This is a genomic window from Gordonia sp. (in: high G+C Gram-positive bacteria) (assembly GCF_049299075.1).
Lineage (GTDB): Bacteria > Actinomycetota > Actinomycetes > Mycobacteriales > Mycobacteriaceae > Gordonia.
The window spans coordinates 1-15,957 of sequence record NZ_JBAQWU010000056.1; the positions used below are offsets into that span (position 1 = coordinate 1).

The 15,957-nt window shown below is 66.6% G+C and carries 17 protein-coding genes and 1 tRNA gene; 13 read left to right on the forward strand and 5 right to left on the reverse strand.

Annotated elements, in window-relative coordinates; all coding sequences use genetic code 11:
• Positions 1-141: 141 nt before the first annotated feature.
• Positions 142-226 (reverse strand) — tRNA-Ser (locus WAW85_RS02010).
• A gap of 68 nt (positions 227-294) precedes the next feature.
• Here WAW85_RS02010 and WAW85_RS02015 point away from each other — a divergent pair.
• Entirely contained in the window at positions 295-1,290 is a 996-nt protein-coding gene (locus WAW85_RS02015) for an NAD(P)H-quinone oxidoreductase (RefSeq protein WP_422557989.1), read from the forward strand.
• 12 nt (positions 1,291-1,302) lie between these two features.
• On the opposite strand, the gene WAW85_RS02020 is transcribed toward WAW85_RS02015, so the two are convergent.
• Entirely contained in the window at positions 1,303-2,496 is a 1,194-nt protein-coding gene (locus WAW85_RS02020; protein WP_422557990.1) for an aminotransferase class V-fold PLP-dependent enzyme, read from the reverse strand.
• A gap of 52 nt (positions 2,497-2,548) precedes the next feature.
• Here WAW85_RS02020 and WAW85_RS02025 point away from each other — a divergent pair, with 52 nt between their 5' ends.
• The 7 genes from WAW85_RS02025 to WAW85_RS02055 all read left to right on the forward strand — a co-directional run bounded on the left by WAW85_RS02025 (position 2,549) and on the right by WAW85_RS02055 (position 7,659).
• Positions 2,549-3,142 (forward strand): bacterial proteasome activator family protein, encoded by a 594-nt coding sequence (locus WAW85_RS02025; RefSeq protein WP_422557991.1) that lies wholly within the window; start codon positions 2,549-2,551, stop codon positions 3,140-3,142.
• A gap of 23 nt (positions 3,143-3,165) precedes the next feature.
• Positions 3,166-4,035: an ABC transporter permease gene (locus WAW85_RS02030; protein ID WP_422557992.1), complete on the forward strand. Its 870-nt coding sequence runs from the start codon at positions 3,166-3,168 to the stop codon at positions 4,033-4,035.
• Positions 4,036-4,043: 8 nt separating this feature from the next.
• Complete coding sequence (locus WAW85_RS02035; protein ID WP_422557993.1) at positions 4,044-4,874, forward strand: ABC transporter ATP-binding protein; 831 nt, start codon at positions 4,044-4,046, stop codon at positions 4,872-4,874.
• On the forward strand, positions 4,871-5,776 hold the full coding sequence (locus WAW85_RS02040; protein ID WP_422557994.1) for a glycosyltransferase: 906 nt from the start codon (positions 4,871-4,873) through the stop codon (positions 5,774-5,776). The genes WAW85_RS02035 and WAW85_RS02040 overlap by 4 nt, the downstream gene beginning before the upstream one ends.
• Before the next feature lie 160 nt (positions 5,777-5,936).
• Positions 5,937-6,101 (forward strand): DUF5993 family protein, encoded by a 165-nt coding sequence (locus WAW85_RS02045; protein WP_422557995.1) that lies wholly within the window; start codon positions 5,937-5,939, stop codon positions 6,099-6,101.
• The gene (locus WAW85_RS02050) at positions 6,098-6,736 is read left to right on the forward strand and encodes a disulfide bond formation protein B (RefSeq protein ID WP_422557996.1); all 639 of its coding nucleotides are present in this window, start codon (positions 6,098-6,100) and stop codon (positions 6,734-6,736) included. Before WAW85_RS02045 ends, WAW85_RS02050 begins: the two co-directional genes overlap by 4 nt.
• A 50-nt stretch (positions 6,737-6,786) precedes the next feature.
• Positions 6,787-7,659 carry a TIGR03619 family F420-dependent LLM class oxidoreductase gene (locus WAW85_RS02055; RefSeq protein WP_422557997.1) on the forward strand — a complete coding sequence of 291 codons (873 nt, stop codon included), beginning with the start codon at positions 6,787-6,789 and terminating at the stop codon, positions 7,657-7,659.
• Positions 7,660-7,671: 12 nt separating this feature from the next.
• Here the strand turns inward: WAW85_RS02055 and WAW85_RS02060 are convergent, their stop codons facing one another.
• Entirely contained in the window at positions 7,672-8,103 is a 432-nt protein-coding gene (locus WAW85_RS02060; RefSeq protein ID WP_422558004.1) for a GtrA family protein, read from the reverse strand.
• Positions 8,104-8,279: 176 nt separating this feature from the next.
• On the opposite strand from WAW85_RS02060, the gene WAW85_RS02065 reads away from it, so the two are divergent.
• On the forward strand, positions 8,280-9,482 hold the full coding sequence (locus WAW85_RS02065) for a lipase family protein (protein ID WP_422557998.1): 1,203 nt from the start codon (positions 8,280-8,282) through the stop codon (positions 9,480-9,482).
• 76 nt (positions 9,483-9,558) lie between these two features.
• Here WAW85_RS02065 and WAW85_RS02070 read toward each other — a convergent pair whose 3' ends face one another.
• On the reverse strand, positions 9,559-10,023 hold the full coding sequence (locus WAW85_RS02070; RefSeq protein WP_422558005.1) for a universal stress protein: 465 nt from the start codon (positions 10,021-10,023) through the stop codon (positions 9,559-9,561).
• A 222-nt stretch (positions 10,024-10,245) separates the two neighbouring features.
• Between WAW85_RS02070 and WAW85_RS02075 the strand changes: the two genes are divergently transcribed.
• The 4 genes from WAW85_RS02075 (at position 10,246) to WAW85_RS02090 (ending at position 15,255) form a co-directional block, all read left to right on the forward strand.
• On the forward strand, positions 10,246-11,664 hold the full coding sequence (locus WAW85_RS02075) for an FAD-binding protein (protein WP_422557999.1): 1,419 nt from the start codon (positions 10,246-10,248) through the stop codon (positions 11,662-11,664).
• Positions 11,665-11,745: 81 nt separating this feature from the next.
• Positions 11,746-12,507, forward strand: a complete 762-nt coding sequence (locus WAW85_RS02080) for a decaprenylphospho-beta-D-erythro-pentofuranosid-2-ulose 2-reductase (RefSeq protein WP_422558000.1) — start codon at positions 11,746-11,748, stop codon at positions 12,505-12,507.
• 35 nt (positions 12,508-12,542) lie between these two features.
• Positions 12,543-14,504 carry an arabinofuranosyltransferase gene (locus WAW85_RS02085; protein WP_422558001.1) on the forward strand — a complete coding sequence of 654 codons (1,962 nt, stop codon included), beginning with the start codon at positions 12,543-12,545 and terminating at the stop codon, positions 14,502-14,504.
• A 4-nt stretch (positions 14,505-14,508) separates the two neighbouring features.
• On the forward strand, positions 14,509-15,255 hold the full coding sequence (locus WAW85_RS02090; protein ID WP_422558002.1) for an MBL fold metallo-hydrolase: 747 nt from the start codon (positions 14,509-14,511) through the stop codon (positions 15,253-15,255).
• 13 nt (positions 15,256-15,268) lie between these two features.
• Here WAW85_RS02090 and WAW85_RS02095 read toward each other — a convergent pair whose 3' ends face one another.
• Positions 15,269-15,682 carry a DUF898 family protein gene (locus WAW85_RS02095; RefSeq protein WP_422558003.1) on the reverse strand — a complete coding sequence of 138 codons (414 nt, stop codon included), beginning with the start codon at positions 15,680-15,682 and terminating at the stop codon, positions 15,269-15,271.
• Positions 15,683-15,957: the final 275 nt, after the last annotated feature.

Here is a 15,957-nt window from a genome sequence, read left to right on the forward strand (position 1 = left end):
CCTGTAGGGAGATTCGCCACGGGGTAATTCTACGAGTAATGCCAGGTCGATTGTGTCAACCCGTGTGTCAACTTCGCCAACCACCGCTCGAACGAAACAAGGGCCAGGTCGAGATTATCTCTCTGACCTGGCCCTTCTCTGCGGAAGCGGAGGGATTTGAACCCCCGGTGGTTTTACCCACGCTCGCTTTCAAGGCGAGTGCATTCGGCCGCTCTGCCACGCTTCCCTGCCGAATAAGGTAGCGCACGGGCGGGTGGGCCTCACGCCGCGCCCATCTCTGCAACACTCGAAGGCATGTATGCAATTACCGGTAATGACTTGCAATTGACCGAGGTGCCCGACCCGGTCCCCGCCCCCGATGAGGTCCTGATCGACGTCGTCGCAGCCGGGGTGAACCGCGCGGACGTGCAGCAGCGCGCAGGGCACTACCCGCCGCCGGCAGGGGCCTCGGAGATCCTCGGCCTGGAGGTCTCCGGGCGCATCGCGGCGATCGGCGCGCAGGTCACTGGATGGTCAATCGGCGACGAGGTGTGCGCACTGCTGTCCGGCGGCGGCTACGCCCAGCGGGTCGCGGCGCCGGCGGCTCAGCTGCTACCGATCCCAGCCGGGGTGAGCCTGCGCGACGCGGCAGCCCTGCCCGAGGTGGCGTGCACGGTGACGTCGAACCTCCTGATGGCTGCGCGCCTACAACCCGGGGAAACCCTGCTGATCCACGGCGGATCGAGCGGCATCGGCACCCACGCCATCCAGGTGGCCAAGGCCCTCGGCGCGCGGGTGGCCGTCACCGCCCGCAGTCCTGAGAAACTGGAGCGCTGCGCCGAACTCGGCGCCGACGTGCTGATCGACTACAGCTACGAAGACTTCGTCGCTGCCCTGGCACCGCCCCATCATCACGGCGCCGACGTGATCCTCGACGTCGTCGGCGGCGGGTACCTGTCCCGCAACCTGGATGTGCTGGCTGTCAACGGACGCCTCGTCATCATCGGCCTACTCGGCGGCCGCACGGGTGAACTCGACCTGGGCAAACTGCTCGCCAAGCGCGGCTCGATCCTCGGCACCACGCTGCGGTCCCGACCAGCGCACGGCCCCGGATCGAAGGCCGAGGTGGTGGCCGCGACGCTGAAAGGGACGTGGCCACTCATCGCTGCCACCGCCGGGAGCGGTCAGCCCGGAGCCCACACCGTCGTGCCGGTGATCGACAGCGTGTTTCCGCTCGCCGAGGCGGCCGCGGCCTTGGATCATCTGACCACCGGAAGCGTCATCGGCAAGATCGTGCTCGACGTGAGTTGACGCGCGTCCGGTTCAGCCGAACGACCCGAGCACCCGAACTAGCTGATCCACCTCATACGGGATTGCGTACGGGCCGAGCCCGACGGTCACCGCTCCACCCACGTCGTCAGCCCCGAGCGCGACAAGCGCCCGAGACGGCAGCCCGTGCAGCGCGCTGATCCCGTTGTCGGCGAGGCGACGACACACCTTCTCGGCGGGCACGCCGTCGACGACGAAGCTGACCGCCGGGATGCGGTGCACCTGCGGGCCGATCACTCGCACGCGACCCAGTTGCTCCAGCGAGTTCACTAGGTACTGCGTCATGCGCTGCCCGTACTCGAAGATGCCTTCCATCGACGTCGCCAACCGCTGTCTGCGCTTGCCGGAGGCGGCACCGTCCAAGTCGGCCAAATGCTCGATAGAGGCCACCAGTCCAGTCAACAACGGCCCGGGCATCGGCTCGGCCTCCAGTCGCGCCGGTCCCGTGGTGAGCGGATCCATCGACACCCGGTTCAGTCCCTGTATCCGGGACTGCTCGGCGAACACCATGACCGCCATCCGCGGACCACCCCAGCGCGCCGGGCTGAGCAGCACGACGTCGGCGCCCAACTCGTCGATCGACAGGCGCGCGTACGGTGCCGCCGACGACGCATCGACGACGACCAGTGCGCCCACGCTGCGGGCCCGGCTCGCGATCTGCGCGACGTCGACGATGGCACCGGTGGCGCCGGACGCGAGCGTGACCGCAACGACCGATGTCCGCTGCCCGATCAGCCCGGTGTACTGGTCCACCGGGAGCGTGCCCTCGGTGACGTCGATCTCGGCCCACCGGATTCCGGAGCCGTGTCGTCGTGCCCCGCGCAGCCACGGCACGATGTTGTCCTCATCGTCGAGCCGCGAGAGCACTGTCTCGCCGCCCCAGGAGGTCACCGGCAGCGCATCGACTAGGGCGGTCACCAGGACGCTGCGCGACGGTCCGAAGACCACCCCCGCCGCATCGGCGCAGAGCAGATCGGCGACGCTGCGACGGGCGGTCTGCTCGGCGTCAGCGGCGGCAACCGCCTGCGGTGACACCCCGCGCGGATCCACCGCCAGCGCGCGGGCGCCAGCACTCATCGCAATAGTCACCGAGTCCGGCAGTTGCTGGCCAGCCTGGGCGTCAAAATGGATCCAGCCATCGCCAAGTGCGGGGAACAGTCCGCGGACCGAGGCGACATCGAACGGCATGGCAATACCTTAGTCGGAACCGCCGTCGGACGCGCCGGGCAGAATGGGTGCTATGCACCCGGAGATCCTCGGCACCGACCACCCGCTGTCCCCAATGCCTGCGAGCGGACCACACTTCTTGCACGCTGGCAGCGCAGGCGGCCCAGAGGTGGTTGCTGCCGACAGCTCCTCGGCCATGGTGCCGTTGCTGCCCGATGCCGACGGCCGGGTCGACACCGCGAACGCCGCGGCGATGATCGGGTTGGTGGAGCAGCCAGCCAAGGTGATGCGGATCGGCACCATGATCAAACAGTTGCTCGACGAAGTGCGGGCGGCACCGCTCGACGACGCATCCCGGCAGCGACTCGCCGAGATCCACCGGACGTCGATCGCCGAACTGTCCGCGGGACTGGCACCTGAGCTGCGCGAGGAACTGGGCCGCCTGGCGTTGCCGTTCTCCGACGACGTCGTACCCAGCGATGCGGAGTTGCGGATCGCCCAAGCACAGCTCGTCGGCTGGCTGGAAGGAGTCTTCCACGGCATCCAGACGGCGCTGTTCGCGCAGCAGATGTCGGTCCGCGCCGAGCTGGAGCAGATGCGGCACGGTGGGCTCGCTGCCGGCGACGGCCTGAGTGTCGACGGCCACAGCACCGGGCAGTACCTATAGTCGCCGCTGTATCCTCAGTCGTTGTGTCAGTCGTAAACTCCGCAGAGGGAGTAGTCCCCCCGGCCCCGGCGGCGTCCGACTCACGGACCTTCGCCCGGGGTGCCAAGGATCTTCTCGATGGATTCCGCCATTCCGAGCTGTGGCTGCATCTGGGTTGGACCGACATCAAGCAGCGCTACAAGCGCTCGGTTCTCGGCCCCCTCTGGATTACCGTCGCTACCGCGATTACCGCTGTTGCCATGGGCCTGCTGTACGGCACCCTCTTCGGGCAGGATCTCCACTTCTTCCTGCCGTACGTCGCGCTCGGTCTGATTTTCTGGAACTTCATCGCTGACTCGATCAAAGAGGGCTCGGTGGTGTTCTCCACCAACGAAGGCCTGATCAAACAGCTGCCCGCGCCGATCAGCGTGCACGTCTACCGGGTCGTGTGGCGTCAGCTGATCATCTTCGCGCACAATATCGTCATCTACCTGGTGATCCTCGCCGTGTTCCCGCAGCCGCTGAACTGGACGGCGCTGCTGTTCTTCCCGGCGATGGCCCTGTTCATTCTCAACGCCATCTGGGTCAGCATCGTCTTCGGGGTGCTTGCCACCCGATTCCGCGACATCGGCCAGCTGTTGACGACCGTCGTGCAGCTGGTCTTCTTCATGACGCCGATCATCTGGTCGACACGCTCCTTCACCAATACCAACGGCGGGGAGATGTCGAGCCGCATGCGACTGGTCGAGCTCAACCCGATGTATCACTACCTGGAGATTTCTCGCGGCCCGCTGCTGGGTGAGTCCGTCGCGGCCTACCACTGGTGGATCGTGATCGCCTGCACGGCGCTCGGCTGGGCGGCCGCCATGGTCGTCTTGCGCAACTTCCGCGCCCGCGTGGCGTACTGGGTCTAGGAGGACCTATGGCTGCCAAGAAGAGCACCGAAACCACGGACATCCGCGTCGACACCTGGGACGCCTGCGTCGACTTCCCGATCTTCGACGCCAAGACCCGCTCGTTGAAGAAGGCCGTCGTCGGTGCCGCCGGCGGGGTGATCGGGTCGAACAACTCCAAGACCGTCGTCGTTGAGGCACTGCGCGACATCAACCTGCACTTGGAGCACGGCGCGCGCATCGGGCTGGTCGGGCACAACGGAGCGGGTAAGTCGACGCTGCTGCGTCTGCTGGCCGGGATCTACGAGCCCACCCGCGGCGCCTGCCGCGTGCAGGGCCGGGTCGCGCCGGTCTTCGACCTGGGTGTCGGCATGGACCCGGAGATCTCCGGCTACGACAACATCCTGATCCGCGGCATGTTTCTGGGCATGTCCCGCAAGGAGATGCTGGCCAAGACCGACGAGATCGCGGAGTTCTCCGAACTCGGCGATTACCTGGAAATGCCGCTGCGCACCTACTCCACCGGTATGCGGGTGCGCCTCGCCCTGGGTGTGGTGACCAGTATCGACCCGGAGATCCTGATCCTCGACGAGGGTATCGGCGCGGTGGATGCGGAGTTCATGAAAAAGGCCCGTATCCGGCTGCAGGCGCTGGTGGAACGTTCGGGGATTCTGGTCTTCGCCAGCCACTCAAACGAGTTCCTGGCGCAGCTGTGCGACCGCGCGCTATGGATCGACCACGGCCAGGTCCGCATGGACGGCGGCATCGAAGAAGTAGTCGGCGCTTACCAGGGAGAGGACGCCGCAGCACAAGTACGCAAGGTGCTGGCCGAGCTGGGCAAGACGGGCGAGAACGCATGAGCCGCGTCATCGGCGTCGTCGTGACGCATAAGCGGCTGGAGCTGCTCGGCGAGTCCCTCAAGATCTTGTCGGCGCAGTCACGGCCGCTCGACCACCTGATCGTCGTCGACAATGCGGCCGAGCCGGAGGTCGCCGAACTCGTTGCCGCCCAGCCGGTCCCGACGACGTACCTGCCGTCGCAGCACAACCTGGGCGGAGCCGGCGGTTTCGCCCTCGGCATGCTGCACGCGCTGGCATTGGGCGCCGACTGGGTATGGTGCGCCGACGACGACGGTCGCCCCGAGGGCCCAGACGTCCTCGCGACACTGCTGGAGTGCGCCAAGCAGCACGGCCTCGGCGAGGTGTCCCCCGTCGTCGTCAACATCGACGCCCCCGACGCCCTCGCCTTCCCCCTGCGCCGCGGCCTGGTGTGGCGGCGGCGGCGTTCCGAATTGTTCGAGCCCGGGGAATCGACCGCCGACGACCTCCTCCCCGGCATCGCCTCCCTGATGAACGGGGCACTCTTCGCCGCCGATGCCCTCGACCGGGTCGGCGTACCGGATCTGCGCCTGTTTGTGCGCGGCGACGAGGTGGAGATGCACCGGCGGCTGGCGCGGTCGGGCATCGCCTTCGGCACCTGCCTGACGACCGCCTACCTGCATCCGGACGGCAGCGACGAGTTCCGCCCGATCCTCGGCGGGCGCATGCACACGCAGTACCCGGACAACGAGGTCAAGCGGTTCTTCACCTACCGCAACCGCGGCTACCTGATGAGCCAGCCGGGTATGCGCAAGCTGCTGCCGCAAGAGTATGCGCGGTTCGGCTGGTACTTCCTGGTGCAGCAGCGCGACCTCGCCGGCTTCCGCGAGTGGCTGCGCCTGCGCAAGCAGGGCCGCCAAGAACAGTTCGGCCGCCCCAACTAAGGCGCACTGCAGCTTCGGCTGCTCGCGTGAGCCGCCGCATGACGCAAACGCACAGCCCAAGCCCGTAACATCAATTCCTCGCCCACCCCTGTGCGAGTTTCTTGATAGCAGGTGCGCCAGACTGCCGCCGCGACGGCGCCCGCGTGCTTACGCTCCGGATATGGACGCACTCATTTTTGTTGGCTTGCTGGTGAGCGTGGTGCTCCTGTTCCGGCAGGAGAAGTCGCGCACAGCGCTCATCGTCTGGTGGATCACGATGGCGGCGACCGTCTTTCTGCTGTCACATCACATCACGTCCGGTCTCGGCTTGGGACTGAGCTGGTGACCGCCGTGGACACCGCGCTCGAGGCTTCGCCGAGATCGGCACACTGGACGGGCCGGCTCCAGTACTGGCTGGCCGTGCTGTTCGTCGGGGGATGGACGCTGGTGATCTGCGGCGGACTCGTCGTCCAGTATGTGCAGTGGGAGTATCCGTGCCCGCTGTGCATGATCCAGCGCATGTTCATGGCACTGGCCGCGGTCGGCGGCGCGTACATCGTGCGCAAGGCGACGGCCGGGGTGATCACGCCGCGCGACTATCAGGTCGGCTGGGGGCTGGCGATCCTCGGCTGCGTGGTGGGAGGCTTCACCTCCTGGCGGCACACCATGCTGCACATCTTGCCCGGCGACCCCGGCTATGGCGGCGCCGTGCTGGGCCTGCACATGTACGTCTGGGCATGGATTCTGTTTGTCGCCGCCATCGCCGCGATCGCGCTGGTGATGGCCTTCGCACCCGTCACGTCGTCGACGCAGCCGCTTGGCCTGTGGGCCCGCCGGATCGGCTACGCCGCGGTGATCTTCTTTGCGGTAATCATGCTCGTGAACGCGGTCGGCGTCTTCGCCGAAGCCGGCTTCCACTGGTTCCTGCCCGACGATCCCACGCGCTACCAACTCTTCTACGACCTCGGAATACTCAAGTAGCCGCGGCCGTCCCGTGACACGGGACTAGAACGTGTTCTAGTCTGGGGTGCATGCGTTTTACTTTCGCCGAGTCCATGACCGATCCCGCCTACTACGCGCCGCTCGCGCAGGCGGCCGAGGCCGCGGGCTACGCGAGCATGACGATCGCCGACTCACTGGCCTACCCGGAAGTGTCCGACGCCAAGTATCCGTACACGCCGGACGGCAACCGCGAATTCCTGGAAGACAAGGAGTTCGTCGAGACGTTCATCCAGGCCACCGCGCTCGGCGCCGTCACCAACACGCTGCGCTTTCTGCCGTTCGTCCTGAAGCTTCCGGTGCGCCCGCCAGCCCTGGTGGCCAAGCAGGCGGCGTCTGTCGCGTATCTGACCGGTAACCGCCTGGGCCTGGGCGTTGGCACCAGTCCTTGGCCGGAAGACTACGACATCATGGGGGTGGACTTCGCCCGCCGCGGTAAGCGGATGGACGAGTGCATGGACATCATCCGCGGCCTCACCTCCGGCGACTACTTCCAGTTCCACGGCGAGTTCTACGACATCCCGAAGGTCAAGATGTCACCGGTCCCCACGGAGCCGATCCCGCTGCTGGTCGGCGGGCACGCCGACCTCGCCCTGCGCCGTGCCGTCCGGCGTGGCGACGGCTGGATGCACGGCGGCGGCCCCGCCGAGGAGCTCGATGCGCTCCTCGCGAAGCTGGCCCGGATCCGCGCCGAGGAAGGCAAAGAGAACGATCCCTTCGAGATCCACGTCATCTCGATGGACGCCTACACCCTCGACGGAGTGAAGCGACTCGAAGACAAGGGCATCACCGACGTGATCGTCGGCTTCCGGTTGCCTTACGTGGTGGGCAACGACACCGAACCGCTGCAAAAAAAGATCAGCCACCTCAATTGGTACGGCGAAAACATCATCGCCAAGATGTAGCGGCTGGCGCGGTCAGCGGATCTTGAAAATCACCGCGCGTTGCACCACGAAGTTGATCACCGTCGCCACCCCCTGGGCGACGACGAAGGCCAGCGCCGAGTAGATCACCGTCTCCGACCACAGGTGCGAGAGCCACGAATACAGTCCGACGTTGACCCCGAAGGTCACCGCGTACAGCGCGACGACGGCGATAAAGCGCGCCGTGCTCGGTTCGGCACGGAACGTCCAGCGCCGGTTGATCAGGTAGGCCACCGTGGTACCCAGAACAAAACCGCAGGCCTTGGCGATTCCACCGGACACCCCCACGCCGTACTGCAGCAGCATGGTCAGCCCGAAGTCGAGGACGGCCGACCCGGCGCCGGTCAGGATGAACCGGATGATCTGGGTTTTCAGGTCGACGTCGGTCGAGGCTTCCTCGTCGTCGAACGGCAACTCGATCGGCATCGGGGCGTGCCGCGTCGAGAAATCGTCGTGCTCCAGGTGCTCTACCGGGTACTCCGGCGGCTGCGTCGGTTCGGTATCGGCCACCCTGACAGCGTAGTGGACCGCCGGTCACGGCTCGGTCGACATTTCACCAACCCAGGCACTCGTGCCCCGAACGGCCACTAGGTTCGGATTCCATGAACCGTCGGCCGTTTCGCATCCCGCTCGCCGCCGTCTCCGTCCTCGTCGCCGCCATGCTGCTGTTGACCGGGGCACCGGCAGTGGCGGCGCCGAATCTGCCCACGCCCACGTGGTCCGGACTAGACGCCCGCGACTACTCCGGCCCCATCGGTAAGCCCGGCACGCTACTGGCGCAGGTCCCGCTCGATCCGGCACTGTCGCTGCCCGCCGCCGGACAGGCCTACCGGATCCTCTACGCAACCACCGATGTGCACGGTAGGCCAGCGACAAGCACAGCGGCCGTCTTCGTCCCGCGCAAGGGCGCACCCCGCGGCGGCTACCCGGTGATCGCCTGGGCGCACGGCACCACCGGCCTCGGCGATGATTGCACGCCGTCGGCCCTGCCGCGTTCCGACCGCGACCGCGACTACCTTGACCACTGGCTGACACAGCGTTACGCCGTCGTCGCCACCGATTACGCCGGACTCGGCACGCCGGGCCTGATGAGCTACCTGTCCGGCGACGTGGCGGCCCACTCGGTAGTCGACTCGGTGAAGGCCGCGCACCAGATGGACCTGCCGCTGTCGACCAAATGGGCGATCGTCGGCCAATCCCAGGGTGCGGCGGCGGCCTTGAACGCGGCGCGGCGCGCCACCACGCTCTCGCGCGGCAGCAACCTGGACTACCGCGGTGTGGTGGCGACCGGGACCCCGGCCAATATCGAGCACGTCGTCTGGCAGGCCGGACCGGCCTTCCCGCCAGTCGCACTCCCCGCCGCTCTCAACGCGTACGCGGCGTACATCCTGGCCGGATTCAGTGACGCCCGTCCCGACCTGAAGCCGCAGAACGCGCTCACGCCGCGTGGGCGGCAGGTCCTCGCGATGGCCGAAACCCGCTGTTACGGCGACCTCGCTGACGGGCTCGCGGGTGAACGTGCGAACAGCTGGTTCCACCGACCGCTGAACACCATTCCGGGGCTGCCCGCCGCATTGGTCCAGTACATGGCCACGCCGTACTCCGGCTACGACCGCCCGATCTTCCTCGGCCAGGGCCTCGTCGACACCGACGTCCCGGCCATCTCGGCGGGATCGCTTTACGCTCAGATGCTCGCCGCTGGCCAGCCCGTCGAGTTCCACCTCTACCCACATCAGGACCACTCCGGGACTGTCCTGGCCTCGCTGCCGGACTCCACCCCGTTCGTCCAGCGAATCTTCCGCTGAAGTCTGTCCCAGACGTAACCCAACAGAGGCGGCGACCGTATATACGGCATGCCGGGCCTGTGCGCTTACGTCTGGGTCAGGGCTCGATCTCGTCGCCGGTCTGCTGCAGCTCGTCGACGCGGCGGTCGACCGAGCCCAGCGGCTCCGAGCGCCGGTGCTCATCGTTCGGCTTCACCACCAGGACCGGCTTATGGCAGGAGACGAGCAGGTACTGCGAGGTGCTGCCGAGCAGTAATTTGCCCACCTGGGTGCGGCGACGCATACCGATGACCAGCATTTCTGCGTCATCGCTATCCATCGCGTTCAGCAGCTCTTCGGCCGGGGTGGCGCCGATGGGCTGGCGGATCCGATAGCGAATACCTGCGGTGGTCAAACGCGCTTCGACCGCGGCGATCTCGTCGGCCTCGACCAGTCGCTGACCGCGCACTTCGGAGACGGCGTTGATCACCAGTAGCTCGGTGTCGCGCAGACGGGCCTCGGCGATGCCCTGCTCCAAGCACGCGCGACCGAACGCTCCCGCCGCATAGCCGACGACAATCACCGCTGCCCCTCTCACCATCGGACTTCCGCGAGGCCCGAACCGACTCTGGCGCCAGCGTTCGGACGCTACCCAGTGGGTTCTGACACTAACGCAATGCCGGTGCCGGTGCCGACCACCTGGGCGCCGTCGGCAACCCATTCCGCGGCCCATTCCCGTAGGTTTGATCACCCTCACCCTCGCTTCTAGGCAATCCTCAGGTTGCGGCGAGTAGTCTTCTCTGCGATGACGAACACCGAAAAGCTCCCGATCCAGACCCAGAAGCTCATGGGCTGGGGCCGCACCATGGGTATCGAAGGGCATGTGCTGTCGACCCCATACCCGGAGGTCATTGCCGACGCTGTGGCTCGCGTGGCCGATGACAATGCGGACAAGCCGTCGTACCTACAGCGCGGCGTGATCGCCCGTGGCCTCGGCCGCTCCTACGGCGAGAATGCGCAGAATGCCGGTGGCCTGACCATCGACATGACCAAGCTGACCCGCATCTATTCGATCGACGACGCCACGGCCATCGTCGACGTCGACGCCGGCGTCGACTTGGACACCCTGATGCGCGTCGCCTTGCCGCACGGCCTATGGGTGCCAGTGCTCCCGGGCACCCGCCAGGTGACCGTCGGCGGCGCCATCGGCTGCGATATCCACGGTAAGAATCACCACAGCGCGGGTAGCTTCGGCAACCACGTTGTCGAGATCTCGCTGCTCATCGCCTCCGGCAAGGTTCTCACGCTGACCCCGGAGGGTTCGCCCGATGATCCGGATGGCTCCATTTTCTGGGCGACGGTCGGCGGTATCGGCCTGACCGGCATCATCCTCCGCGCCAAGATCAAGATGACGCGCACTGAGACGGCGTACTTCATCGCCGACGGCGCCGTGACCAAAACCCTCGACGAGACCATCGCGCTGCACACTGACGGCTCGGAGGACAACTACACCTACAGTTCCGGCTGGTTCGATGCCATCAGCAAGCCGCCGAAGCTCGGCCGCGGCAGCTTCTCGCGCGGCCGCCTGGCCACCCTTGACGAGTTGCCACCGAAGCTGGCCGCCGATCCACTGAAGTTCGATGCGCCGACGCTAGTGAACCTGCCGGACATCTTCCCGAACGGGCTGGCCAACAAGTTCGACTTCTCCCTGTTGGGTGAGGCCTACTACCGGACCGGCGCCACCTACACCGGCAAGATCCAGAACCTCACGAAGTTCTATCACCCGCTGGATCTGTTCGGTAACTGGAACCGGGCGTACGGAAGCAAAGGCTTCCTGCAGTACCAGTTCATCGTTCCGCCCGAGGCCATCGAAGAGTTCAAAGGCATCATCTACGACATCCAGGCCTCCGGACACGTGAGCTTCCTGAACGTCTTCAAACTGTTCGGCGAGGGCAATCGCGCCCCGCTGAGCTTCCCGATGCCGGGCTGGAACATCTGCGTCGACTTCCCGATCAAGCGCGGCCTGCACGAGTTTGTCAGCGAGCTCGACCGCCGGGTGATGTCGATTGGCGGCCGCCTGTACACCGCGAAGGATTCGCGCACCACCGCCGAGGCCTTCCACGTCATGTACCCGCGCATCGACGAGTGGCTCGAGGTGCGCCGCCGCGTCGACCCGGACAAGGTCTTCATGTCCGATATGGGACGGCGCCTGAAGCTCGTCTAACCCTTCGACAAGCAGGCTCCTCCTCGATGGTTGAGCGAGCGAAGCGAGTCGAAACCACACCCTCCCGAGAAGAGAGCAACAATGTTAAACGCCGTCGGCGTCCCGCAATCCATCCTCGTCCTGGGCGGTAGCTCGGAGATCGGCTTGGCGATCACCGCCGAGTTCCTGCGCAGCGGTCCGATGCGCGTCGTGCTGGCCACCGTCCCGAACGACCCGGCCGCCGCTGCCGCTATCGAGACAATGACAGCCGCCGGTGCGTCGTCGGTCGAGCAGATCGACTTCGACGCCCTCGACACCGGCTCGCACCCGGGCGTCATCGACGCCGCCTTCGCCGGCGGCGACATCGACGTGGCGATCGTGGCGTTCGGCATTCAGGGCGACGACGAGGAGGCCTGGCAGAACCAAAAGCTGGCCGTTCTCGAAGCTGACATCAACTACACCGCGGCGGTCTCGGTCGGCGTGCTACTCGCCGAGCATATGCGCGCGCAAGGGCACGGGCAGATCGTGGCGATGAGCTCGGTCGCCGGCGAGCGGGTTCGTCGTTCCAACTTCGTCTACGGCTCCACCAAGGCCGGCCTAGACGGCTTCTACCTCGGCCTGGGCGACGCGCTGCGTCCCGAGGGCATCCGCGTGCTGGTGGTGCGCCCGGGCCAGGTGCGCACGCGCCTGTCCGCGCATGTCGCCGAGGCCCCCCTCACGGTCAATAAAGAGGACGTCGCCCAGCGGGTAGTCGCGGCCGTCGGCAAAGGTAAGGACGTCATCTGGGTGCCGGGCCCGTTCCGGTTCATCATGATGGCGCTGCGCCACGTACCTCGCCCAATCTTCCGTAAACTCCCCGTCTGATCGTCGCCGGCGGCATATCGATGACCCAGGCCCCGATGACGCAGGCTCCGGTCCGGCACACGGTGCGCGATCGCGGCCGTGATCTGCTCGAGATCGTCGGTGCGGTGGTGCTCGGCGCCGCCGTCGGCGTCGTCGGGCTGCGGGTGATCGACGCGGTGTCGTGGCCGGCGTACAACACCTCGAATGTCACCCGCGCGCTGACCACCCTCGGGCAGGCGGTGGTGATTCTGCTGGCGGTGGTCGCGGTGGTGGCCGCCCGGTACCGCCCAGGGTGGCGGCTCGCCACATCGTGGTTGGGCTCGATCGCCTCGGCCGGTCTGGTCACTGTGAGCTTGGGCATGCCGCTGGGCGCCACCAAGCTGTACCTGCATGGCCTGACTGCTGACCAGCAGTTCCGCACGGAGTACCTGACCCGCCTGACCAGCAGTCCGCGGCTAGCGGACATGACCTACCTGGATCTTCCCCCGTACTATCCCGCCACCTGGTTCTGGTTCGGCGGACGTTACGCGGACTTCTTCGGCCTGCCCGGTTGGGAGGCCTACAAGCCGTGGGCGATCGTCTCGATGGCGGCGGCGGCCGCGCTCGGTGTCGCACTGTGGAACCGCATGGTCGGTGTCACCATCGGCACGGCCGTCGGACTCTCCGTCACCACGGCCACCCTGTACTTCGCGTCCCCGGAGCCGTACGCGGCGGTGCTGATCCTGATCGGCGTGCCCATGCTTGTGGTGATCGCGTCGGCGCTGCGCGGGCGCGGGCGGGCGCTGGCCGACGGACCCGGCTGCCCGCGCGACACCCACTGGCTCGCGGTGGTCGCAGCAGGCGTCTTCCTCGGCGTCTCGGCGACGGTCTACACGCTGTACACCGCACTGTTCGCCGGCACCGCCGTCCTCATCACCCTCGCCTATCTGGCGCAGATCGCTTTCTCGACGCGCAATGGCGCGGTGGACGGGCGCGCGCAGGCCGCAGAGCGCCGAACCCGGGCTGCCGGGCCCATCGTGCGTCTGATCGTCATCGGTGTGATCGCCGGTGCCGTCGCCCTACTCTTCTGGGCGCCGTACCTGATGAAGCGGATGAGCAGCTCGGTCACCATCTCCGGTGCCGCCGAACACTATCTGCCGGAGAATGGCGCCATCCTGCCGCTGCCGTTCTTCCACCTCACCCTGATGGGGATCCTCGCCCTGGCCGGCTTGATCTGGACAATCTGGTTCATGCGGCGGCGGACCATCGCGTTCGCGTTCGCAGCGGCGTTGGTCGGAATTGTCCTGCTGACCCTGGCCTCACTGGCGCGTACGGCGATCGGCAGCACCCTGCTGTCGTTCCGGTTGGAGGCAGTCAGCGCGGGCATTCTGGCCGCTGGCGGCGCCTTCGCTGTGGTCGCGCTCGCCCGCCTCGCGGTCCGCCAGTTCGGCGATGTCCGTACCGTCGTCGGCGTCCTGGCCGCCGTCGGTGCGCTCGGTGTTGCCCAGCAATTGCCTGCGACGCTCTCCTCGGAGATCACCATTGCGTACACCGACACCGATGGTCACGGGCAGCGCGGTGATCAGCGTCCACCCGGCTCCGAGTCCTATTATGCGCAACTGCATCGCCTGATCGGCGAGCAGACCGGACGCCCGGCCACCGAAAACGTCGTGCTGACCGCCGATTTCAGCTTCCTCTCGATCTACCCATACTGGGGCTTCCAGGGCCTCACCTCGCACTACGCCAACCCGCTCGCCGAGTTCGAGGCGCGCGCTGCGGCGATCGCGGAGTGGTCGAAGGCCACCGATCCGGCCGAACTGCACGCCGCGATGGCCACCAGCCAATGGCCGCTCCCGAACGTCTTCATCTTCCGGTACAGCCCGGACGGGTACACGCTGCGGCTGGCCCAGGATGTGTATCCGAACGATCCAAACATCAAGAGGTACACGGTCACCTTCCGCCCCGAGGTCTTCAACGACCCGGCGTACACGGTCACCGAGGTCGGCCCGTTCGTGCTGGTCGTCAAGAACGGAACGTAGCGTCGTGGACCTGCGCATTGATACGCTGACCAGCCCTCACGGTAAAACCCACCTCGTCTCAACGGCGACGGTCAACTGGGTTCTTTTACAGTCCAGCGCGGGGATCACCCTGATCGACGGCGGCTACCCGGGTCACGCGGTGGCGGTGGTCGAGTCGCTGCGCCGCGTCGGCGCTCGGCCCGAGGATATCCGCGCCGCCTTGCTGACCCACGCGCACGTCGACCATCTCGGCGGCCTGGTGAAGCTGCGGGAGAAGTACACGTTTCCCGTCTATGCCGATCCGCATGAGGTGTCCCACGCCCGGCGCAACTACCTCGAGCAGGCCACCGCCGCGTCGCTGGCGCCGATCGCCTGGCAGCCGCGCGTGCTGCGCTGGCTCAGCCAGATCATTCCGCTCGGTGCGCTGAATAAGGACGGGATCGACGACGCCGCTGAGTTCACCGGGCTCGGTCACCTGCCCGGCCGGCCGGTCCCGATCGCGACACCCGGCCATACCCGCGGCCACAGCGCCTTCCTGGTGGCCGACGGCGAAGCCGTGGTGACCGGTGATGCGCTGATCAGCGGGCACCTGATCACCTCGCGCCAGGGACCGCAGTGCCTCGGCCCGATCTTCACCCACGATCCAGAGCAGAACGCCGAATCCCTGGAAGCCATCGCGGTCACCGACGCGCAGTTAATGCTGCCCGGCCACGGAGACCTCTGGGAGGGTCCCATCCGTACCGCCGTCGAGCAGGCACTGCACCGCCGCTGACCGGGCACGGGGACTACCGATCGACCACAGTCACCGGAGGCTGAACTCCGGCTACAGAACCCACGCCCGCGGGACTGATGTGTGCCGCCGAAAAGTATGGATTGACGCTCGGATCCACGAAAGCGGTGTGCTCCCACTTCCACTGCTGGATTCGCGGCACCACCCAGAACGAGTAGATTCCCAAAGTGATCACCATCAGGAAAAGCCACTTGATCCACTTTCCGAACAGCCCCCAGGCTGTGCCAGTGAACACCAGTTGCTGTCCGTCGATGTAGGAGTGCTTGGCGCGCCAGCGCTCCATTAACACGAGCCCGAACGGGTAACAGATACCAAGAGTAAACACCGTTACCAGGAACGCCAGAATCGCCGTACCGACGTATGTGCCGGCGCCGCCGTCAAACCGAAACCGTCGATGATCTGGAATCACGATGCGCTACTCCTAAGCTTGCTGGCTAGTTGACTCACAGAGAGTACGCCCAGTATCCGACAGAAGTTGGGGCCGCTCGTCGGCACAGAGCCGAGGCCAACGTTCTTGCCAAGCACCGACGGAGCCGGTGGTCTCGCGGGCAGCTAGCCACCGCGAGATCACCGGCTCAGGTCAGCCGAGCCTCAGCGGCCGGTAGGGGCGCCGGCCGGGCGACGAGCCGCACGACGACGCTGCGCCGGAGCACCGGGAGCGTGCGAGCGGGCCGAGTGTGAACT

Excerpts from the sequence above, each read along its gene's own strand:
- WAW85_RS02045 (WP_422557995.1), top strand. The coding sequence starts at position 5,937 with ATGGACGCACTCATTTTTGTTGGCTTGCTGGTGAGCGTGGTGCTCCTG.
- WAW85_RS02085 (WP_422558001.1), top strand. The coding sequence starts at position 12,543 with ATGACGCAGGCTCCGGTCCGGCACACGGTGCGCGATCGCGGCCGTGAT.
- WAW85_RS02075 (WP_422557999.1), top strand. The coding sequence starts at position 10,246 with ATGACGAACACCGAAAAGCTCCCGATCCAGACCCAGAAGCTCATGGGC.
- WAW85_RS02040 (WP_422557994.1), top strand. The coding sequence starts at position 4,871 with ATGAGCCGCGTCATCGGCGTCGTCGTGACGCATAAGCGGCTGGAGCTG.
- WAW85_RS02060 (WP_422558004.1), bottom strand. The coding sequence starts at position 8,103 with ATGCCGATCGAGTTGCCGTTCGACGACGAGGAAGCCTCGACCGACGTC.
- WAW85_RS02020 (WP_422557990.1), bottom strand. The coding sequence starts at position 2,496 with ATGCCGTTCGATGTCGCCTCGGTCCGCGGACTGTTCCCCGCACTTGGC.
- WAW85_RS02055 (WP_422557997.1), top strand. The coding sequence starts at position 6,787 with ATGCGTTTTACTTTCGCCGAGTCCATGACCGATCCCGCCTACTACGCG.
- WAW85_RS02080 (WP_422558000.1), top strand. The coding sequence starts at position 11,746 with ATGTTAAACGCCGTCGGCGTCCCGCAATCCATCCTCGTCCTGGGCGGT.
- WAW85_RS02015 (WP_422557989.1), top strand. The coding sequence starts at position 295 with ATGTATGCAATTACCGGTAATGACTTGCAATTGACCGAGGTGCCCGAC.
- WAW85_RS02035 (WP_422557993.1), top strand. The coding sequence starts at position 4,044 with ATGGCTGCCAAGAAGAGCACCGAAACCACGGACATCCGCGTCGACACC.
- WAW85_RS02065 (WP_422557998.1), top strand. The coding sequence starts at position 8,280 with ATGAACCGTCGGCCGTTTCGCATCCCGCTCGCCGCCGTCTCCGTCCTC.
- WAW85_RS02025 (WP_422557991.1), top strand. The coding sequence starts at position 2,549 with ATGCACCCGGAGATCCTCGGCACCGACCACCCGCTGTCCCCAATGCCT.